Origin of the sequence: Natronorubrum thiooxidans (assembly GCF_900156475.1) — an archaeon.
GTDB lineage: Archaea > Halobacteriota > Halobacteria > Halobacteriales > Natrialbaceae > Natronorubrum > Natronorubrum thiooxidans.
This window is the reverse complement of record NZ_FTNR01000006.1, coordinates 65,924-85,611: the sequence shown is the minus strand read 5'-3', so window position 1 is coordinate 85,611 and position 19,688 is coordinate 65,924. Positions and strand designations below refer to the sequence as shown.

General features: G+C 63.5%; 19 protein-coding genes. 11 read left to right on the top strand and 8 right to left on the bottom strand.

The genetic code is table 11. The features are described 5' to 3' along the window. The first annotated feature begins 82 nt into the window (after positions 1-82). Positions 83-3,205: a PAS domain S-box protein gene (locus BW940_RS09845; RefSeq protein WP_076609035.1), complete on the top strand. Its 3,123-nt coding sequence runs from the start codon at positions 83-85 to the stop codon at positions 3,203-3,205. Between the two features lie 86 nt (positions 3,206-3,291). Next, a complete protein-coding gene (locus BW940_RS09840; RefSeq protein ID WP_076609034.1) occupies positions 3,292-3,729 on the top strand; it encodes a hypothetical protein in 438 nt (145 codons plus the stop codon). On the opposite strand, the gene BW940_RS09835 is transcribed toward BW940_RS09840, so the two are convergent. Then, on the bottom strand, positions 3,714-4,379 hold the full coding sequence (locus tag BW940_RS09835) for an O-methyltransferase (RefSeq protein ID WP_076609033.1): 666 nt from the start codon (positions 4,377-4,379) through the stop codon (positions 3,714-3,716). The two genes, BW940_RS09840 and BW940_RS09835, sit on opposite strands and share 16 nt — an antisense overlap. A gap of 74 nt (positions 4,380-4,453) precedes the next feature. On the opposite strand from BW940_RS09835, the gene BW940_RS09830 reads away from it, so the two are divergent. After that, entirely contained in the window at positions 4,454-5,131 is a 678-nt protein-coding gene (locus tag BW940_RS09830; RefSeq protein ID WP_084776748.1) for a LysE family translocator, read from the top strand. Between the two features lie 302 nt (positions 5,132-5,433). Here the strand turns inward: BW940_RS09830 and BW940_RS09825 are convergent, their stop codons facing one another. Beyond that, on the bottom strand, positions 5,434-6,108 hold the full coding sequence (locus BW940_RS09825; RefSeq protein WP_076609031.1) for an HD domain-containing protein: 675 nt from the start codon (positions 6,106-6,108) through the stop codon (positions 5,434-5,436). Between the two features lie 314 nt (positions 6,109-6,422). On the opposite strand from BW940_RS09825, the gene BW940_RS09820 reads away from it, so the two are divergent. The 3 genes from BW940_RS09820 (at position 6,423) to BW940_RS09810 (ending at position 8,934) form a co-directional block, all read left to right on the top strand. Continuing rightward, the gene (locus BW940_RS09820) at positions 6,423-6,839 is read left to right on the top strand and encodes a cobalamin B12-binding domain-containing protein (protein WP_076609030.1); all 417 of its coding nucleotides are present in this window, start codon (positions 6,423-6,425) and stop codon (positions 6,837-6,839) included. Next, entirely contained in the window at positions 6,836-7,915 is a 1,080-nt protein-coding gene (gene meaB, locus BW940_RS09815) for a methylmalonyl Co-A mutase-associated GTPase MeaB (RefSeq protein WP_076609029.1), read from the top strand. Before BW940_RS09820 ends, meaB begins: the two co-directional genes overlap by 4 nt. 68 nt (positions 7,916-7,983) lie before the next feature. Next, positions 7,984-8,934, top strand: coding sequence for an alpha/beta fold hydrolase (locus tag BW940_RS09810; protein WP_076609028.1), 951 nt, complete (start codon positions 7,984-7,986; stop codon positions 8,932-8,934). A gap of 17 nt (positions 8,935-8,951) precedes the next feature. On the opposite strand, the gene BW940_RS09805 is transcribed toward BW940_RS09810, so the two are convergent. The 4 genes from BW940_RS09805 to BW940_RS09790 form a co-directional block, all read right to left on the bottom strand. After that, the gene (locus BW940_RS09805) at positions 8,952-9,347 is read right to left on the bottom strand and encodes a Zn-ribbon domain-containing OB-fold protein (RefSeq protein WP_076609027.1); all 396 of its coding nucleotides are present in this window, start codon (positions 9,345-9,347) and stop codon (positions 8,952-8,954) included. Beyond that, complete coding sequence (locus tag BW940_RS09800; RefSeq protein WP_076609026.1) at positions 9,344-10,510, bottom strand: thiolase domain-containing protein; 1,167 nt, start codon at positions 10,508-10,510, stop codon at positions 9,344-9,346. Before BW940_RS09800 ends, BW940_RS09805 begins: the two co-directional genes overlap by 4 nt. 110 nt (positions 10,511-10,620) lie before the next feature. Next, positions 10,621-11,679: a M20/M25/M40 family metallo-hydrolase gene (locus tag BW940_RS09795; protein WP_076609025.1), complete on the bottom strand. Its 1,059-nt coding sequence runs from the start codon at positions 11,677-11,679 to the stop codon at positions 10,621-10,623. Between the two features lie 97 nt (positions 11,680-11,776). Then, complete coding sequence (locus tag BW940_RS09790) at positions 11,777-12,298, bottom strand: SRPBCC family protein (protein ID WP_076609024.1); 522 nt, start codon at positions 12,296-12,298, stop codon at positions 11,777-11,779. 120 nt (positions 12,299-12,418) lie between these two features. Between BW940_RS09790 and BW940_RS09785 the strand changes: the two genes are divergently transcribed. The 3 genes from BW940_RS09785 (at position 12,419) to BW940_RS09775 (ending at position 15,234) form a co-directional block, all read left to right on the top strand. Continuing rightward, positions 12,419-13,201: an NAD(P)/FAD-dependent oxidoreductase gene (locus BW940_RS09785; RefSeq protein ID WP_076609023.1), complete on the top strand. Its 783-nt coding sequence runs from the start codon at positions 12,419-12,421 to the stop codon at positions 13,199-13,201. Positions 13,202-13,249: 48 nt separating this feature from the next. Beyond that, positions 13,250-14,470, top strand: coding sequence for a bifunctional phosphopantothenoylcysteine decarboxylase/phosphopantothenate--cysteine ligase CoaBC (gene coaBC / locus BW940_RS09780; protein ID WP_076609022.1), 1,221 nt, complete (start codon positions 13,250-13,252; stop codon positions 14,468-14,470). A 164-nt stretch (positions 14,471-14,634) separates the two neighbouring features. Continuing rightward, the gene (locus BW940_RS09775) at positions 14,635-15,234 is read left to right on the top strand and encodes a DUF7344 domain-containing protein (protein ID WP_076609021.1); all 600 of its coding nucleotides are present in this window, start codon (positions 14,635-14,637) and stop codon (positions 15,232-15,234) included. A gap of 224 nt (positions 15,235-15,458) precedes the next feature. On the opposite strand, the gene BW940_RS09770 is transcribed toward BW940_RS09775, so the two are convergent. Then, positions 15,459-15,890 carry a Zn-ribbon domain-containing OB-fold protein gene (locus BW940_RS09770; protein ID WP_076609020.1) on the bottom strand — a complete coding sequence of 144 codons (432 nt, stop codon included), beginning with the start codon at positions 15,888-15,890 and terminating at the stop codon, positions 15,459-15,461. Then, complete coding sequence (locus BW940_RS09765) at positions 15,887-17,056, bottom strand: thiolase C-terminal domain-containing protein (protein WP_076609019.1); 1,170 nt, start codon at positions 17,054-17,056, stop codon at positions 15,887-15,889. Before BW940_RS09765 ends, BW940_RS09770 begins: the two co-directional genes overlap by 4 nt. A 167-nt stretch (positions 17,057-17,223) precedes the next feature. On the opposite strand from BW940_RS09765, the gene hpt reads away from it, so the two are divergent. Then, a complete protein-coding gene (hpt, locus tag BW940_RS09760) occupies positions 17,224-17,793 on the top strand; it encodes a hypoxanthine/guanine phosphoribosyltransferase (RefSeq protein ID WP_076609190.1) in 570 nt (189 codons plus the stop codon). Between the two features lie 74 nt (positions 17,794-17,867). Continuing rightward, positions 17,868-19,682: an ABC transporter substrate-binding protein gene (locus tag BW940_RS09755; RefSeq protein ID WP_076609018.1), complete on the top strand. Its 1,815-nt coding sequence runs from the start codon at positions 17,868-17,870 to the stop codon at positions 19,680-19,682. The last annotated feature ends 6 nt before the right edge of the window (positions 19,683-19,688 follow it).

Genomic DNA, 19,688 nt, shown 5'->3' with positions numbered 1-19,688 from the left:
GGCTATCGTCGCGTTTTCGAGCACCGGGAGATGCACTTGTACCTACGCTGGACTTATGCGTCTGAGTGGCTTGATGCAGGTAATGAGCGAACGGACAGAACCGTCGAACACGGAGTTCTGGCCGGCCGGCGACGACCGGACGGCGCTTCAGTGTTGCCAGACACTCGTCGACACGGTCGCGGGTGGCGTCTTCCGACTCGACGTCGACGACCGGCTTGTCGCGGTCGACGACACGCTCCTCGAGTTGACGGGGTATGCTCGCGAGGACCTTCTCGAGGAACACGTCTCGGTGATTCTTTCCCAGCTCGATACGGAGCAGGTCGACCGGTCCGTTCGAGTGCAACGATACGTCGACGGAGATGACGTCACCTCGCTCGAGGGCACGATACAAACCGCCGACGGAGCGGCAGTTCCCTGTGAACTCCGACTGAATCGCGTCCGAACCGACGACCAGCCCCAGGGCTCGGTGGGGGTCGTCCGAGAGGCCGATCGACCGGACTCGGAGTCGAGGAGCGGTCCGCCGACGGAAACCGTCTCCGAGTCGGCCGCGGTGGCCCTCGAGGAAGCCGACGTCGGTGTGTTCGTCCTCGACGACGAGTTCGACGTTGCGTGGATCAACGAGGCGACAGAGCGATATTTCGGCATCGATCGGTCGGCCGTCCTCGGCCGGGACAAACGACAGCTGATCGCAGAGCGGATTCGGAATCGGTTTGCTGATCCGGAAACGTTCGCAGAGACCGTCATTGCCACCTACGAGGACAACAGCTACGTCGAGCGCTTCGAGTGTCATATCACCCCTGGCGACGACCGCGACGAACGCTGGCTCGAGCACCGAAGCAGACCCATCGAATCCGGCCCCTACGCCGGTGGTCGCATCGAACTCTACTACGACGTGACCGAGCAGCATCGGCGAGCTACCCAGTTACGGCGGCTACACGAGGCCGTCCGCGAGTGGCTCGAGGGGGATAACCGCGAAGCCGTCGCCGAGCGTGCCTGTCAGGATTTGCGTGAGATTCTGAACCTCGAACTCAACGGGATCCATCTCTACGAGCCGGAGACACAAACCCTCGAACCAGTCGCCTGGTCCGATCGTGCCGCGGCACTGTTCGATGAGCTGCCGTCGTTCGGTCGACACGACGGGATTGCGTGGCAGGTTTTCGACAGTGGCGAGCCGGCGATCTACAGCGATGTCACGACCGAACCGGACGTCTACAACCCGGAGACGTCGATCCGGAGCGAACTCTGTCTGCCGATCGGCGACCACGGTGTCGTCCTCATCGGCTCGGAGACACGCGATGCGTTCGACGACCACGATCTCTCGCTGGCGAACATCATTGCCTCGAGCCTCGAGGCGACGTTCGATCGGCTCCGTCACGAGCACCGCCTCGAGCGCGAGCGCGCCCAGACGGAGGAACTGCTCCGCACGGCCCCGGTCGCGATCTGCGTCACGGATGCCACCGGCGAGCCGCTGCTGTTGAACCAGCGCGCCCGGGAACGCTACAGGCCGGTCGACGATGCGACGCTTGCCACGATCGCGGCGGCCGACGAGTGGTCGGTGACCAACGCCAGCGGGACACCACTCGAACCCGAGGACACCCCGGCAGCACGCGTTCGAACGACTGGCGACCCAGTCACCGACGCCGAACTCGTGATCGAGGACCCGTCGGGTGAACGAACCTGGCTGTCGGTAAACGCCGCGCCGGTAGCCGATCCCAACGGCTCGCTCGCTCGCGTGATCACCATCGGTGAGGATATTACGGTCCGGAAATCCTACGAGCGAAGCCTCGAACGCCGCAAGAGCGAACTCGAGACGGAACTGAGCGAGATCCTCGGTCGAGTCTCGGATGCCTTCTACGCACTCGACGAGTCGTGGCGGTTTACCCACGTCAACGAACGCGCCGAAGCACTCCTCGGCTACTCGAGCGACGATCTCATCGGCGAGGTCATCTGGGACGTCTTCCCCAGCGGGAAACGGTCGGGACTCGCCGATCGCTATCAGGAAGCGATGGCGACGCAAGAATCGATCTCCTGGGAGCGGTACTCGGAGTCGCTCGAACTGTGGCTGGAGATCCAGGCGTATCCATCCGAGACGGGGCTCTCGGTGTATTTCCGGGATATCACGGCCCGAAAACGGAGAGAACAGCAACTCGAGCGATACGAACGGATCATCGAGGCCGTCGATGACGGGATCTACGTTCTCGACGGAGACGAACTGTTTACGGCCGTCAACGACGCCTACACGGAACTGACCGGCTACGATCGTGACGAACTACTCGGCGCTCATGCGTCGCTCGTCTCCGACGAGGCCGTCATCGAACGCGCACGGCGGATCGCCGCTGACGAAAACGAGGCACCGACGATCGACGCCACACTCGAGCGGAAAACCGGCGAGGAGATCCCGATCGAGGCGACCGTGGCGACGATTTCGACCGACGAGCGCGTGTCGACGAGCGCGGACGAACGGGCCGGCATCGTCCGCGACGTCACCGAACGCAGAGCCTACCAGCGCAAACTCGAGGCGTCGAATGAACGGTTAGAGCAGTTCGCCTACGCCGCCTCTCACGACCTGCAGGAACCCTTGCGGATGGTCTCGAGTTACCTCCAGTTGATCGAACGCCGCTACGCCGACAGCTTAGACGACGATGGCATGGAGTTTCTCGCCTACGCCGTCGACGGTGCCGAACGAATGTCGGCGATGATCGATGGGCTGCTCGAGTACTCGCGGGTCGAAACGCGCGGAAACGAACTCGAATCAATTGACCTTGAGGAGGTCTTCGAAGACGTTCGAGGAGATTTCCGGCTTCTGATCGACGAACAGGACGCGGACGTGACGACGGAGCCGTTGCCCTGTGTTTGCGGCGACGGCGGGCAGCTTCGGCAGGTCTTCCAGAACCTCCTCTCGAACGCGCTCGAGTACAGCGGCGACGAGCCGCCGCGGATCCACGTCTCGGCCGAGCGCGACGGCGACGAGTGGATCGTCTCGGTTCACGACGAGGGGATCGGGATGGACCCCGAGAAGACGGATCGGATCTTCAAGGTGTTCCAGCGGTTGCACACCCACGACGAACACCCCGGGACCGGCATTGGACTGGCGCTCTGTCGTCGGATCATCGAACGCCACGGCGGCGAGATCTGGGTCGAGACCGAGCCTGGCGAGGGGACCACGTTCTCGATGAAGCTCCCGGCAGCCGACCGGGCCGAGTAGCCCTGTCGATTCCTCACAGGGGAAGCCAACAGCTATATATTCGACTATCGATTCGTCCCAGCAAAGCGGTATACGATGTGATTCCGATGACACACTGTTCGGATCGACTGCTGCTTGCCGTCTCGTTCGTCTGCTTTGGCGTGGCCGGCATCATCGGTGCCGCCGACGCACTCGCGCCGACAGTCGGGGCGACGGCAGTCGCTATCGCAGGCGTCTACTGTGTCGCCAAGTACGCGACGCGAGTCAGCCGGCGAACGCTCGTCCACGTCGCACTCGTCCTCTGGGTGGCGTTCCTCGCGGTTGCCGGCGTTCACGCCGTCGGCCTAGAAACGGTCGGGGCGGCCGTCCCCGGGCGCGCCAACCTGCTTGTTGGCTCGCTGACCGCGATCACGTGGGCAACGTTGCTGTCAGCCAGTTCGGCGACGGCGTTTCTCGGCTTCCGTGAGTACGGTGCGACGTCCAGTGCTGACAGACCCGAAGACGGCGTTCTCGAGGGCGAGACGTCCGACTACTCGACGCGGTAACTGACCGCGATTCCTTCTCCAAGCGGCAGGACGATTGTCTCGAAATCCGGATCGCTCCGCACGCACTCGAGGTAGTCGATGATCCCCTGTGTGTGTTCGTTGGCGTCGTCTGGGTCGTCGCCGACTGCGTACTCGAGGAGGGTTTCGAACTCGATTGGCCCGGCGGTGATCGCGTTGTCCGCGACGACGACGCCACCGACCGGTACTTTCGGACGGACGGCCTCGAACGCGTCGGCGTACCGGTGTTTCTGGTGGTCGATCAACACCACGTCGAACGGGCCATCGTAGCGCTCGATCGTCGCCATCGCGTCGCCCAGTTCGTACCGCGCGAGGTCGTCGTAACCGCCCTCGTGCAGGTACTCTCGAGCGAGGTTGAGTTCGTCGTCGTCGACCTCGGTGAGGACAAGTTCGCCATCAGCGGGCAGCGTTTCGGCCATCCAGTACGCCGAGTAGCCGTAGCCGGAGCCGAACTCGAAGATCCGTTCGGCGTCGCTCAGGCGGGCAACGAATCGGAGGAACGAACCGACTTCGGGGCCGACGTGGGGAAACCCCTCCCGGTCGGCGTACTCGTCCATCTCGCGTAGCTGTTCGTCGGGATCCGGTCCAATCGCACGCATGAAGCGACCGATATCGTCTGGAAGGACGTCCATAGCCATGTCTACGATAGCACACGGCAAAGTCACTGGTCTTTTTATCGACGCCAGCCAATTCGAAGGCGAGATACGTGACCGCTATTACGACCGCGTTTGCGGGTGTCGTCTTCGGACTCGCACTGGCTGCGCCACCGGGACCGATGAACGCCATCATTGCCGAAGAGAGCGTCGTCAGCGGCTGGCCGGCTGGCTTTCGGGCTGGCCTCGGCGCGATGGCCGCGGACGTACTCTTTTTCGTTCTCACGTTGGCCGGTGCGATTACCGTTATCGACCGCTATCCGACCGTGCGACCGGCGCTCTATCTCGCCGGTGGACTCCTGATGCTGTATTTCGCCGTCGGGGCCATCGAAGAGGCTCGAGCCGCCACGTCATTTACCGACGGCGGCCAGAGCGCGTCGAACGGATTTCGAAAAACGTTCGCCCTCTCGCTGACGAACCCCTACCAGATCGGGTTCTGGCTCACCGTCGGCGTTGGCCTCCTCGAGTCCGGCACCCTCGACGTCCTCTCGTACGTCCCCGGCGCTGGCGACGCCCTCGAGGGCGTGTTCGTCGTCCAGACGGGGTCGCCGTCGCTGTTGGCCGGCTTCTTCGCGGGAATCGCGATCTGGATCGTCGTCTATCCGGCAGCGCTGGTCGCGGCCGACCGGCGCGTCGACGCCTTCGCACCCATGATCGCTGCGGGAAGCGGGGCCGTGCTGGCCGGGTTCGGCGTCTGGTTCCTGGTGACCGGTGGGGCAGCACTGCTGTAGTGTCGGCCACAGTCCGTCGCTGTCCGAGCGACACTACTGGCATCGCACTTGACCTGCAGTCGAATCGGCTTGCACCGCCGGAGTCGACCCTGCAGTCGACCTGGGGGAGGACCAGGTTCCAAGTCACTGGGGACGACCGAAACGATCAGTACTCGTCGCTATCCTACTCCGTGTATGGGCTTCGGATGGTATCTCGCCGCACTGGTCTACCCGGTGATCATCGTCGGCATCATCTATTTTGTCATTCAATCTCGAGCGAGCGAGACCGGGGACTAGGTCGGCTCCGGAACCGCCACTGGCTCTTAGTCGCCCATCGCCGCGATCTCGTCCTCGAGCCACTCACGGAACCACCGCACCCGTTTCAGGCGCTGGTGGGCGATGCCCTCGGCGGTCTCGCTTCGGACTTGCGAGGCGGCATCGTAGCCACGCTCTAAGACCCGGTCGACCATTTCGTCGGTGTCCATATGCGTCCGGGCTTCATACCCCATCCGCAACAGCATTAGCGCAGTGCCGTTTGCGCCGATCTTATCGAGCAGATCGGCTTCGATCAGACACTGGGTCTCGAGAGCGAGATCCGTTAGCTCACCCTGGAAGGAGTGGTATTCGATCGCCCGACACACCTGTTCGATGAACGATTCGGGGTACTCGGCGCGCGAATCGAGGTATTCGCGGGCGACTCGAGCGCCGGCTTCGGCGTGGAGTTCCTGATCCGTCTCGAGTTTGGCCACGTCGTGAAAGAGGGCTGCAACGCGAGTGACGTCGACGTCTGCGCCTTCCTTGCGAGCGATTTCCTCGGCGAGTTCGACCACGTTGAGGATGTGGTTGTGCCGGTATTCGGCTGAATGCCAGGGGTACCAGCGCATGCGGCCGCCTTCCTCCTCTTTCTCGACGCTGGCCGCGAGATACTCGAAGACGAATCCTTTCATCTCCTCGAACTCGGCGTCGGTCACCCTGGTTTCTTTTATTTCGACGCCCACGAGAGATCCCTCCGCAGTAAACGAACGATAGTCATTACCAGAATGTTCGGCCGTTTCGCTCTTTAGCCTTTGGTTCAAAATAGTCCCGCGCGAACATGACGACCGTGCAATACAGAATGGGGCCGAGAACCAACGAAGCGTGGCTGTACTGTCGGAAAACACGCAGTAAACGGCCATCTCGTCTCACGTATCCTCGCCTGCACAATGACTGGTTGCATGCGACAGGTGCGTGAATACTGGTTCCCGACAGTCTGGTCGATGAATCACCCACAAATTTCCGTTAAAGTCAAACAGGCGGCTCGGGAAGTAGTGGTATGAGCAGCGAACAGGAGCAGGAGTCGATTCGGTGTCTCGTCGCGAAAGTAGGACTCGACGGCCACGACCGTGGGGCACACGTCATCGCCCGCGCGTTCCGTGACGCCGGCTTCGAGGTCATCTACTCCGGATTGCACAAAGCGCCGGACGAGATCGTCCAGGCGGCCGTCCAGGAGGACGTCGACGTTCTCGGGATCTCGATTCTCTCGGGCGCTCACGACACGCTCGTCCCGAAGATCATGAACGGCTTAGAGGAATATGGCGCGAAAGACGACACGCTCGTCCTCGCCGGCGGCGTCATCCCGGACGAAGACCGGGACGAACTCAAAGCACAGGGTGTGTCGGCCGTCTTCGGTCCCGGGACGTCGATTGAAGAGACGATCGAGTTCGTCCGCGAAAACGCACCCGAGCGATGAACGCAGACGACGACGCCCTACTCGAGGCCCTGCTCGCGGGCGAACACCGCGCGCTGGCCAGAGTAATCTCGAAAATCGAGAACCGGTCGCCGGGCTACCGAGAGCTCGTCTCGGCGCTCTATGCCCACACTGGTGACGCCGACGTCATCGGGATCACGGGCAGCCCCGGTGCAGGCAAGTCGACGCTGGTCGACAAACTCGCCGAAACCTACCGGGACCGTGGCGAGACAGTCGGTGTCATCGCGATCGATCCCTCGTCGCCGTTTTCGGGCGGTGCGGTGCTCGGAGACCGGATCCGGATGGCTGCGACCGTCGGCGATATGGACGTCTTCGTGCGCTCGATGAGCGCCCGCGGCACCCTCGGCGGACTCTCGACGGCGACCGCAGACGCCGTCAAGGCGATGGACGCCTTCGGCAAGGACAAGATCATCATCGAGACCGTCGGCGCTGGCCAGAACGAGATCGATATCGTCCGGACCGCAGACACCGTCGCCGTGCTCGTCCCGCCGGGTTCGGGTGACGACATTCAGACGCTGAAAGCTGGCATCCTCGAGATTGCCGACGTCTTCGTCGTCAACAAGGCCGATCGGCCGGGTTCCGACCGGACCGTCCAGGAGCTCCAGGAGATGATCCATCTCGGCGACGGCGGTGGCCTCGGCGCTGGCGGTGCCGGCCACCACGGAGCCGACGCGATGGACGACACCGATGCCAACTGGGGCGAGGGACCCGACGAGGAAGCGAGCTGGACCACGCCCATCGTCGAAACCGTCGCCACGAACGGGGACGGCGTCGAGACGTTCATCGACGAACTCGCGAACCACCAGACGTATCTGGTCGACTCCGGCACTCGCGCCAAGAAGGTCCGCCAGCGTTATGCCGAGGAGATCCGCACGCTCTTGCGTGAGGACGTCCACGACATGCTCGAGGACGAACTCGCGGCCGCCGGCGGCATCAACGACCTCGCCGAAGCCGTTCGAAAGGGCGAGACCGACCCCTACACGATCGCCGACGAGCTGTTGACGCCCGTCGACGACTGTCTCGACGAACTCGAGACCGGTGTCAAAAACACGCAGTAGACGAGTTCCGTCGGCAGCTTTTGAGCCCGAACCGCAGGTTGAAGGCCGATGATGAGCTACTGACAGGCATGAACATCCGAACAGCGCTCGGCACAGCGGTCGGTGCCGTCGGCACGGCCGTCCTCGGGAACCGGCTGCTGGCGAATCGTGCGGCCGACCTCGAGAACCCGATCGTCGGCGTCGAACGGACGTATCGCTGGCGCGGGATCGAGACGGCCTACACCGTCGCCGGCGATCCGAACGATCCGGATATGCTCCTGTGTCACGGGATTCATGCCGCCGCAAGCAGCCAGGAGTTCGCGCCGATCGTCGAGCAACTGGCCGAGCACTATCACGTGATCGCAGTCGACCTGCCCGGATTCGGGCGGTCCGAACGGCCGCCGCTGGTCTACTCCGCGACGCTGTACGCCGAGTTCATCCGCGATTTTGCACGCAATGTCACGGACACGCCAGTCGTCGTCGCCTCTTCGCTCACCGGCTCGTTCGCCGTCGACGCTGCCACGGAGAGCGAGTTCGAACAGCTCGTGCTGATCTGTCCGACCGACGAGACCGCACCCGAGCGGCCGTGGCTGCGAACCCTCGTTCGGACACCCATCGTCGGGACGGCGCTGTTTAATCTGCTCGCGAGCAAACCCTCGATTCGGTACTTCTACACTCGAGACGGCTACTACGACGCGTCTCGAGTCGACGACACAACGGTCGAGTACGCCTGGCACAGCGCCCACCAGCCCGGTGCCCGCTACGCGCCCGCCTCCTTCGCGTCTGGCACACTCGACCCCGAGTTCGACCTCCAGACCGAACTCGCCGCTCTCGAGACGCCGACCACGCTCGTCTGGGGTCGTGACGCCGACCTCGTGCCGCTGCGTGACGGCCGGAATCTCGCCGACGCCGCCGACCTCGAGCTCGTCGTCATCGATTATGCGACGCTGTTACCCCACGCCGAACACCCCGAGAAGTTCGTCGAGTATCTGACCGCAGAGCTGTTACACGTCGGCGCTGATATGGATCGCGACAAATAGGCGTCGAAAACGGAGCTCTAGACCGGACTGAATCCGATCACGCGCTCGCCCGTCGTCTCCGAGACCGTGATCTCGAGTTCGACCTCGAGGCCAGTCTCGATCCCCTCGAGATCGATCCCGACGACCTGTCCCGTCAGCGAGACAGGTCCAAAATCGGCGACGGCCGTCGCATACGGCGCGTCGTCTTCGAACGCCGGCGTCGGCACGTGCGTGACGGTAAACGTCTCGACGACGCCCGTCTCGGGCAGTTGAACTTCCTCGAGGTCGGTCGAACCGCAGTCCGGACAGACTCGCCGCGGCGGGAGCGACCCGTGACCCTCGGGGCACTCGAGGTAGTACGCCGCGCCCTCCTCGGCGGCGTCGAGCCAGTCGTCGAAGCCGGCATCCTGCACGCCGGTTTCGGAATCCGTCATTCTGTCACCTCCAGAACGTGAACCGTCGCACTGGCGACCGTTCCACCCGCGTTGTGGGCGACGCCGGTCGTCGCATCCTCGACGGCCGAACTGTTGGGATGTGTTCCGGCGAGCAGTTTCGCGACCTCGGCGATCTGGGACGCGCCGGTCGCACCGACTGGGTGACCTTTCGCCTTCAGGCCGCCCGAGAGATTGATCGGCGTCTCGCCGTCGGCCGTGGTGCGGCCGTCACGGGCCGCCGTGATTCCCTCCCCGATCGGTTCGAGGTCGAGTGCCTCGAGCGCCAGCACTTCGGCGATCGTAAAGCAGTCGTGGACCTCCGCGAGGTCGACGTCGGCCGCGTCGACGCCGGCGTCGGCGTAGGCTTCCGTGCCGGCCTCGCGGGCGGCGGGCGAGCGCGCGAGGTGCTCGCGGTCGTGTAAGGCCATGCGGTCGCCGCCCTGCCCGGTGCCCGTGATGGCGACCGGAGCGTCGAGGTCGTGTTCTGCGGCGTATTCCTCACTTGTGAGGACGACTGCTGCAGCGCCGTCAGAGATTGGACAGGCGTCGTACAGGCCGAGCGGACTCGAGACCTGCGGAGCCTCGAGGACGTCGCTGACCTCGATTGCGCGCTGGTACTGGGCTTTGTCGTTGGTCAGTGCGTTCTCGTGGTTCTTGACGGCGATGTGGGCCAGATCCTCGTGTTCGCCGCCGAATTCGTCGAAATAGGCCTGGGCCATCAGCGCGTACGCGCCGGGGAACGTCGTTCCGGCGCGCACCTCCCAGAGGTCGTCTGCGGCGATGGCCAGCGCTTCGGTCGCGCCCGCCGTGCCGAGGTTGGTCATCCGCTCGGCGCCGCCGACGAGGACGACGTCGTCCTCGCCGTTGCGGACGCGCATGACTGCGTCTCGAACGGCGGTCCCGCTCGAGGCACACGCGGACTCATAGCGGGTTGCCGGTGCCTGAATCCCTGCGGCTTCGGCCATCAGCGGCCCCTGATGGCCCTGATGTTCCGACAGTTCGCCCATGAAGTTCCCATAGAGGAGGGCGTCGACATCGTCACGGGGGACGCCACTATCCTCGAACGCCTTGATACTCGCTTCCGCGAAGAGGTCTCGGCCCGTCCGTTCAGGGGTGTTCCCGAACGGCGTCAGCCCGACACCTGCGACACGCACGTTACTCATAGACACGTCTAACAGGTCAATCGGTTAATACTCGGCGGTTGTGTTCACACCGAAAGAGCAACGCGTCTCGAGGGAGGGTCGAGACGCCACACCGTCTCGCTTGCGTGCGATTATCGCACGTCGACCGAAAACTCGTATTCGTGAGCGACGGCCGCGAATTCGCCGAGCAAATCGGCGACGGCGTCGAGATCCTCGAGATCTAACACCTCGACGGGCGTGTGCATGTAGCGATTCGGGATCCCGATGTTCACCGACGGAATCCCCCCGCGGGAGGTGTAAAAGGCGTCGGCATCTGTGCCGGTCCGGTTCCCCGACGCCTGCAGCTGCACGTCGATCCCTGCTTCGGAAGCGACCGCTCGGATGGCGTCGACGAGGACCGGATGATTCGCACTCCCGCGGACGACGACCGGTCCGCCGCCGAGCTCGACGCCCGTTTTCCGAGCCGAGGGCGTTCCCGGCGCGTCCGTGGCGTGGGTCACGTCGACCGTGACGACTGCATCGGGATCGAGGTCGAAGCCGACCATCTTCGCCCCCTGTAAGCCGACTTCCTCCTGGACCGTCGACACGGCATAGATCGTCGCCTCGAGGTCGCCCTCGGCTGCCCGACGAAGCGCCTCTGCGGCGGCCCAGATGCCGACTCGGTTATCCAGCCCGCGGGCTGCGATACGGTCGTTTGCCAGTTCGGAGACCGTCTGGTCGAACGTGATCGGATCGCCGCGCTCAACGAGTTCTGCCGCCTCATCTGCGTCCGTAGCCCCGATGTCGATGTGTTGCTCGTCGATGTCGTCGATCGACTCGTCGTCCGCGTCGCGGATGTGAATCGCAGCCTGGCCGACGACTCCCGGAATCACGCCGTCGGCGGTATGGATCCGGACGTGCTGGCCTTTCGAGACCGTCCGGTCCGAGCCGCCGATCGCGGTCATTCGAATCGCGCCGCTGTCCTCGATATCCCGCACCATGAAGCCGATCTCGTCGCTGTGTCCCGTCAGTGCGACCGACGGCTCGCCGCCCTCGAGGACGGCGACGGCGTTTCCGTACTCGTCAGTTCGCACCTCGTCAGCAAATTCTTCGACGTACTCGATCCACAGGCGCTGGCCCGCCGTTTCGAACCCCGAGGGCGTCGCGGTCTCGAGCAACCCATCGAGAAACTGTCGTCGTTGTTGGTCCATATGCGGCGTATCGTCCCGTTCCGTGAAAAATACGGCCACTCTCAGATCGGCCGTGGCGTCGTGCGCAGCCAGCGCTGATGCCCGGCTGCCGAGCCGGCTACGGCATCTCGTGGACGGTCAACTCGACAGCACGCGTCTGGCCTTCGATATCCGCGACCAGCCGTTCGACGACGGTCTCGGCTTCGGCCAGTAGCTTGGGTTTGACCTTCCGAACGACCCAGTCGAGCGAGACGAACCGCGGCAGCGACAGCACGCTTTTGTCGGCCGAATACGGGTCGTACGAGGCCTCGAAGTAGATTCGACTCGCCGTCTCGACGCCCTCAGGGGCCGACTCGGGCTCCGGTTCGACGCGCCACTCGCCGTGGGCGTGGAGGTTGTTGATCAGTTCCCACTCGAGCGAATGGGGTGTGTCGATGCTGCGCACCTTCGAGCGGGCGGTGTAGCTGAGTTTCCACCACGTCAGCCGGAGGTCGTAGACGGAGCCGACGCCGCCGTCGCCGTGGACGCGGACCTCTTTCAAGTGGTCCGTGTACCGCGGGTAGTCGGTAAACGACTGGACGTAGGGGAACACCTCCTCGGGCGAGCGGTAGGCGAGCGTGCTGAGGAGAATTCGATCCACAGTAGCCGTACGACGGCTCGAAAAGTAAGGGTTGCTATCCAGACAGTTCAGGCAACACACACGACCGACCCGAAACCGAGAGTCGGCAATTTCTATACCGCCCACTCGAAACGCCGAGATATGCAAGACGTCTGTATCGTCGGCGGCGGCGTCGCTGGCCTCGCCGCATCGATTTACACGGCACGTGCGGGACTGGACACGCTGGTCATCGATAGTGGGGGACGAACTCCCCCACGCAGCCGGACGCAGTCCGGCGACGGCGGCGGGTCGATCCTCGAGCGCAACGCCAGCCTCGAGAACTACCCCGGCTTTCCCGACGGCGTCGATGCCCGCCGGTATCTGGACCTGACGCGCGAACAGGCCCAAAACGCGGGTGCGACGTTCGAACTCGGACGCGTGACGAGCGTCGAACCGATAGACGAGACGGATCTCGAGGCCGGATTCGTCCTCGAGACCGAAGGCGGTGAGCCACTCGAGGCGCGGCGGGTGATCGCGGCCTCGTGGGCCGACAGCGAGTACCTCGTGCCACTGGACGTCGGGCGCATTCAGCGCGGGAGCAAGCACTTTGTCTCGGTCGACGAGGCCGGTCGGACAGCCGTCAATGGGGTCTACGCCGCGGGCCGACTCGCGAACGAACCCCATCAGGCCATCGTCGCCGCCGGCCACGGCGCGAAAGTCGCACTTGCCGTGATCCACGACTCCGATGCGAACTTCTATCACGACTGGGTCGCCCCCGAGGGCTACTTCACCGGCCGTGGGCGCGAGGTGCCCCCGGGCTGTGAGGAGATCAGCGACGAGGAACGGCGAAAGCGTGACGAACGGGCCCGAGCACGGATGCTCGAGGCGTTTGCCGAGCCGCTCGACGAACGGCCGACGATGCATCCAAGCGTCGAACAGGAGTGATCAGTGTCTTCGACAGTATAACATCCACTCCGTGAGAAGAGCAACCGAATGCTCGAGGGAATCAACGTTGCGCTCGGGGTGACGGGATCGATCGCCGCCGTCAAGACGGTCGAACTGGCCCACGAGTTGCGACGACAGGGGGCCGACGTTCGGGGCGTGATGACCGGCAGCGCACAGGGGATCATCCACCCGTGGGCCGTCGAGTTCGCGACCGACAACGACATCGTCACCGAAATTACTGGTAGCGTCGAACACGTCGACCTCTGTGGGTACGACGGCTGGGCTGACGTCTTGCTGATCGCGCCCGCGACGGCAAACACGGTCGGCAAGATCGCCGGTGCCGTCGACGATACGCCCGTCACGACGTGTGCCACGACTGCACTCGGCGCTGATACGCCAGTCGTAATCGCGCCCGCGATGCACGAGCCGATGTACGACCACCCCGGCGTCCTCGAGGCCATCGACACCGTCGCCGACTGGGGCGTCGAGTTCGTCGACCCGCGTATCGAGGAGGGAAAAGCCAAGATCGCAAGCGAGGAGGCGATCGTCTGTGACGTCGCTCGAGCGGCGGGTAAGGGGGTGCTCGAGGACACCCATATCGTTATCACCAGCGGGGCGACGGGGGAGTCGCTCGACCCCGTCCGCGTGCTGACGAACCGGTCGTCGGGGAAGATGGGTCGAGCCGTCGCGAAAGCCTGCTACGCTCGCGGGGCCGACGTGACGCTGGTCCACGGCTTCGTCGGCCCACAGCCGGTGACGCGAGACGCAGCGCTCCCCGACGGGGAACTCCCGTACGCGACGGTCCGACCCGTCGAGAGCGCCGCCGAGATGCTCGAGGCGACCCGTGAGGCCTGCTCTGACGCCGACACACTGGTTTCGGTGGCCGCCATCAGTGACTACACCGTCGAGGAGCGCGACGAGAAGATTCGATCGGGACAGGAGCGTTCACTGGAACTCGAGCCGACGCCGAAGCTCATCGACGAACTCCGCGCCGCCCACCCCGAGCTGCCGATCGTCGGGTTCAAAGCCGAAACCTCGGGTGACGAAGCGGCGATGATCGAGCAGGCACGGGAGACGCTCTCGCGTGCGGGACTGGCCTTCGTCGTCGCCAACGACGCGAGCGTGATGGGCGCAGATCGGACGAAAGCGCTGTTCGTCCACGAGGAAGACGCCGCTCGCTACGAGGGCACGAAAGCAGGGCTGGGTGGCGAGATCGCCGACTCGATCGCCGCGATCGTCGGCGGTGCCCAATCAAAATATCTGGACTGATAATCCCGACAGGGGTGTTATATAGGTGGCGTTCATCGCACGAATTAACAGGTATGCGATCGGGTTTAATGGGGGATGTCTCTGTCGTTACGGATCCAGCGCCGGGTCTCGACAATGAATCGACTGCCGGATCGGCTTCGACCATTACCTCGAGGTGATCCGTCGTGGCTCAACAACAAAAACGGCGGGCCACAGAGCCCGAACCAGACGATCATGGCACTCTCTCGAAGGGCGAAATCTTCGAAGTCCTGCGCAACCAGCGACGGCGCTATGTTCTCCAGTATCTGAAACAGGACAGCCGGCCCGTCGAACTCGGTGACCTCGCCCAGCAGGTCGCCGCCTGGGAGTACGAAACGACACTCGAGAAGGTGACGCCCGAACAGCGAAAACGTGTCTACACGACGCTCCAGCAGACCCATCTCCCGAAGATGGATCAATCCGGGATTCTCGTGTTCGACTCCGACGACGGCGTTATCGAAGCTACCGATCGAACGAACGATCTCAGCATCTACCTCGAGATCGTCCCCGGCCACGAGTTCGCCTGGCGGGAACTGTATCTCTCGCTTGGGGCGATCAGCTGTGCGCTGGTCGCCGCGCTGTGGATGGGAATTTATCCGTTGACCATGCTCCCGGAACTGGGCTGGGCAGGGATCATTGCCACAACGATGACCATAACGGCCGTGGCACATATCTACCACGAGCGGAATATGCGCCTGGGTCACGGCGAGCAACCGCCGGAACTCAGTTACGGTCGTGACGACTGATTCTCGAGTAGCCACTGACCGTCAATACACAGCTGATTGTACGACGGCTGTGCGATCAGTTGGAAATCGTTTCATAGAGGTGAGCGACGCAACCCATAGTTTCGCTCTATTTATTCTCAGTAGGGTTGAGCACGATATCGGATATAACGCCAGCTTGAGAACACAGCGAGGCGGTGGGTTACTTGCTTAGCCATTGACATCCGGCGTGGAGTTGGGCCTGACTCTCACCGCGGCTCGAAGACGTGGACCGGCCAGTCGGTCTCGTAGTCGAGCGCGACCTCCCGCTCTGCGGCCGTCGGCTCGTGCACCGTGAGTTCGACCGGGTCACCGATGGCGACGTCGGCGTAGTCGGCGGCCACGCGCCCAAGGAGGCGGCCACCGTCTGCGAGTTCCACGACGGCGACCGTGTAGGGCGCGTCTGCCGCGAACGCCGGCGGCGGTGTGTGGACCGCCGTGTACGAGAAGACATCGCCCTTGCGGGACTGCGGTTCGACGTCGACGGCGCGACTGCCACAGGCGTAGCAGGCTGGCCGCGGCGGCAACAGGACCTGTCCACAGTCCGCACAGACTCCGCCCAGGAGTTCGCCGTCGGCAAGGGCGTCGAAGAAGCCCGGAAGTGTCCGCGGGTCGGTCGCATCGAGGTCACCGTCAGTCATCGTGCCTCCGCCGTCGTGAGCACGTGGCCAACGGTGACGGCATCTGCGACGCCCCCTTCGTTGAGCAACAGGGCCGTCTCGGCCCCCTCGACCGCGCGGTCGCCTGCGGCCCCCGTGAGCTGTTCGTAGGCTTCGAGCGCCTGCAAGAGCCCGGTTGCGCCGATGGGATGGCCGCGAGCCTTCAGTCCGCCGCTCGGACTCAACTGTACATCCGTCCAACCGTCTGCCCGCTCCGCTGGCGTCTGGTAGCTCTGATAACCCGTTCCCGCGGGGGCGAAGCCGACGGCCTCCGCGAGCAGCGCCTCGCAGACGGTGAAGGCGTCGTGGACTTCCGCGATATCCACGGCCGCGGCGTCGATGCCTGCTTCCTCGTAAGCCGTCTCGGCGGCGATGCGAGCGCCCGCGATGTCGGTCATGTCCCGCTCGGCGACCGCGATGTTGTTCGCGGAGGCCCCGCTGCCCGCGACGCGCACCTGCGGACGGTCGAGGTCGGCCGCCAACTCGGCAGTCGTCACGAGGACGGCCGCGGCACCGTCACCGACCGGCGCACAGTCGAAGAGTTTCAGCGGTGGGGCGATGGGGTCAGATTCCAGGACCGTCGCTACGTCGATCTCCTTTGGAAACTGCGCCCGGGGGTTGCGAGCGGCGTTGGCGTGGTTTTTCACTGCGATCTCGGCAAGGTCGTGTTCCGTGGCGTCCGTCTCGTGGAGGTAGCGCTTGGCGAGCAGTGCGTACTGGCTGGGTGCGGTGATGCCCGAGCGCTGCTCGATGGCACGGTCGAACGCCGCCGATAGCGCGTCCGTCGCGCCGCTGGTGCCCGCGGATGTCATCTTTTCGACGCCGCACGCGAGCACGGCCTCGTGCTCTCCGTTGCGGACGTCCTTGACCGCGTGGCGCAACGCGAGCGCGCCCGCGGCGGCACACCCCTCAACCCGCTCGGCGGGGACGTGACGGAGGCCGGCCCACTCGGCCAACAGCGTCCCGTACATGATCTGGTGTTCGTAGCTCTCTGACTGGTTGCCGACGTACACCGCCTCGACGAGGTCGGCAGGGTCAGGCAGTTCGTCGAACGCCTCCGCGAGGGCGACCGAAAACAGGTCGCGGCCTGGGAGGTCCGTGCGGCCGAGCGGCGAGGCACCGACCGACGCGATGACTGGCTCTGGCATGCGTATACATCACAATCTTAACGAGCCTTGTTAACTGTTCGCGTTCTCGCACTGGCTGAGCTATCTAGCATGACCATTCGGTCGAACAGCGTCACTGGCTCATGCTCGACAGTGTCACGCCCCGAACGGATCGTCAACTTTTACTCCGTTACCACCCGATCCACGACATGGATCAGTTAAAGCGGTCGCTTCTCGAGGCGCCAATCATCGAAAAAAATGGATATCACTACTTCGTCCATCCGATCAGTGACGGACTTCCGAAACTCGATCCGGGCTTGCTCCGCGAGATCGTCATCCGAATCATCCGCAAGGCGGAACTCGAGAACGTCGATCGGATCGTCACCCCCGCGGCGATGGGGATTCACATCTCGACCGCTGTCTCGCTGATGACCGACATCCCGTTGACCGTCATCCGAAAACGCCAGTACGGTCTCGACGGCGAAGTCGAAATCGCCCAGAAAACGGGCTACTCCGAGAACGAGATGTATATCAACGACGTTCGCGAGGGCGAGCGCGTGCTGGTCCTCGACGACGTCCTCTCGACGGGCGGCACGCTCGCGTCGGTCCTCGACGCGCTCGATGAGATCGGTGCGGAGGTTATCGACACGGTTGCGGTCATCAAGAAGGTCGGCGGGGAGAACAAAGCTGCAGATGCGGGCCATGATATCAAGACACTGATCAATGTCGACGTCATCGACGGTGAGGTCGTGATTATCGACGAAGACGGCGACGACTGACCGTCAGTACACCGGGTGAATGCTGCCTCGAAGAGGACAATACATATTTACACCTTCATTCCGCATACGTCTCCATGAGTCAAGAATACAGTCGGGATAGCCTGACTGTTACTCGGCGACGACTTCTTCAGGGGGTGACTGCGGCGGGGATCGCGGGGGCTGCGGGGTGTCTGGGGGGTGATGAGAACGATACGACCGCTACGTACACGGTAGCTGACAGTACCGACGCCGAGTCGATGAATTTCATTCAGGTCTCAGACAGTAACACGAACGATCGGCTCGGGCTGACGATGGATGGGGCATACGCGATTACGCCCGAACTGGACGTGTTTCCACTGTGGCTCGATATCGAGGACACCGGCGACGCGACGGTGTTCGTGGCAACTCTCCGTGATGCGCTCGAATGGGGCGCAGGCTACGGCCAGATGACTGCCGACGACTGGGTCTACATGATTCAGGAAGTCCATCAGGCTGCCGACAACTGGGCACTGTCGACGGCAGCCGGCAACTGGGACAACATCAGGGTCGAGGCGACTGGCTCCCTCGAGTTCCAGATCGAACTCGAGGAACCCAACCCCGACTGGCCGATGGAGCCGACGCTCTGGGGATCGTACTGTCTGCCGAAGGGATTGCTCGAGCCGTACGTCGACGAACGAGACGGGGTGGGACTCGATCAGGACGAGGAGATACAGGAACTCGCCTACACGGGCAATCTCGGCCCATACACGTTCGAACGGTGGGAACGCGGCTCCGAATTCGTCGTGACCCGCAACGACGACTACTACATGCGGGATCGAGAGGCCGAAGACTTCCCGTCGTTCGTCACCGACGACCAGATCGACGCGTGGCAACAGAGTCCCAACTTCGACGAGTTCTCGTGGCGGGCAATCGACGAGCAGAGTACGCGACTGACTGCCTTCGAGCAAGGGGAGATCACCGAAACTGCCGTTCCCTCGAGTCGAGTCGAACGATTCGAAGGCGATCCCGATATCGACGTCAAACAAATTCCCTTCCCGTATCTGCGAACCCTGGCGTACAATCAACGGATGAACGGGTGGGAGGAACTTCGCACGAAGGCGGTACGACAGGCGCTCTCGATGGCGGTCGACAAGACCGAAATCGCGGACAGTATCCATCGTGGCTACGCCAGGACGGCACAGACGTTTCAGCCGGAGTGGTCGGAGTGGTACGACAAATCGGCTGTCACCGAGTTTGGCGAGGGGGACAGCTACGATCAGGCGGCAGCCCGCACCCTGCTCGCGGACAACCTGAGCGCCGGCTATGGGTACGACGACGGGACGTTGCTCGGCCCCGACGGCGAGCAGGTGACGCTGACGATGGCGTACGCACGCGGGATCGAGACAGTCAAGACGACAGTAGAGTTCATCGGAACCGAACTCGAGGCGATCGGAATCGATGTCGAGTTCGACGATGTCACCTTCGATCGGCTGATCCAACAGTACGTCCGCAACGAGTGGCAGGGTGATGACGATCCACCGTGGTCTAACGGCCCGAACAACGCCGGCCCTCGTGATACCACCCGGAGCAAAACGGACTGGGATCTGATGTACGGCAACTCGTTTAACACCTATCCGCGAACACCGGCAGCGATCGACGCGTTCTGGACCGAGCGTGCATCGGCGAACTACTTCGGCTACGTTCCCGAAGCCGATCTGGCCGCCCTGTTTAGCACCGTTCGAACGTCGACGGATCAGCAAGCGCGTACCGACGCGATGGCCGAGATATTCGGCATCCTCAGTGAGGATCAGCCGGTCAACTTCGTTGTCATGACAGACAACATTGTCGGCTACCAGCACGACGTCGAGGGTCCCGAAGCAGTGTTCGGACAGGAGTGGGATCGCCACACCTGGCGATTTACGAAAGCGTAAGTCGGT

Bases quoted from the DNA above. Each gene is read 5' to 3' on its own strand.
- BW940_RS09820 (WP_076609030.1), top strand. From the start codon at position 6,423: ATGAGCAGCGAACAGGAGCAGGAGTCGATTCGGTGTCTCGTCGCGAAA.
- BW940_RS09845 (WP_076609035.1), top strand. From the start codon at position 83: ATGAGCGAACGGACAGAACCGTCGAACACGGAGTTCTGGCCGGCCGGC.
- BW940_RS09840 (WP_076609034.1), top strand. From the start codon at position 3,292: ATGACACACTGTTCGGATCGACTGCTGCTTGCCGTCTCGTTCGTCTGC.
- meaB (WP_076609029.1), top strand. From the start codon at position 6,836: ATGAACGCAGACGACGACGCCCTACTCGAGGCCCTGCTCGCGGGCGAA.
- hpt (WP_076609190.1), top strand. From the start codon at position 17,224: ATGGATCAGTTAAAGCGGTCGCTTCTCGAGGCGCCAATCATCGAAAAA.
- BW940_RS09800 (WP_076609026.1), bottom strand. From the start codon at position 10,510: ATGAGTAACGTGCGTGTCGCAGGTGTCGGGCTGACGCCGTTCGGGAAC.
- BW940_RS09795 (WP_076609025.1), bottom strand. From the start codon at position 11,679: ATGGACCAACAACGACGACAGTTTCTCGATGGGTTGCTCGAGACCGCG.
- BW940_RS09810 (WP_076609028.1), top strand. From the start codon at position 7,984: ATGAACATCCGAACAGCGCTCGGCACAGCGGTCGGTGCCGTCGGCACG.
- BW940_RS09835 (WP_076609033.1), bottom strand. From the start codon at position 4,379: ATGGACGTCCTTCCAGACGATATCGGTCGCTTCATGCGTGCGATTGGA.
- BW940_RS09755 (WP_076609018.1), top strand. From the start codon at position 17,868: ATGAGTCAAGAATACAGTCGGGATAGCCTGACTGTTACTCGGCGACGA.
- BW940_RS09765 (WP_076609019.1), bottom strand. From the start codon at position 17,056: ATGCCAGAGCCAGTCATCGCGTCGGTCGGTGCCTCGCCGCTCGGCCGC.
- BW940_RS09785 (WP_076609023.1), top strand. From the start codon at position 12,419: ATGCAAGACGTCTGTATCGTCGGCGGCGGCGTCGCTGGCCTCGCCGCA.
- BW940_RS09770 (WP_076609020.1), bottom strand. From the start codon at position 15,890: ATGACTGACGGTGACCTCGATGCGACCGACCCGCGGACACTTCCGGGC.
- coaBC (WP_076609022.1), top strand. From the start codon at position 13,250: ATGCTCGAGGGAATCAACGTTGCGCTCGGGGTGACGGGATCGATCGCC.
- BW940_RS09805 (WP_076609027.1), bottom strand. From the start codon at position 9,347: ATGACGGATTCCGAAACCGGCGTGCAGGATGCCGGCTTCGACGACTGG.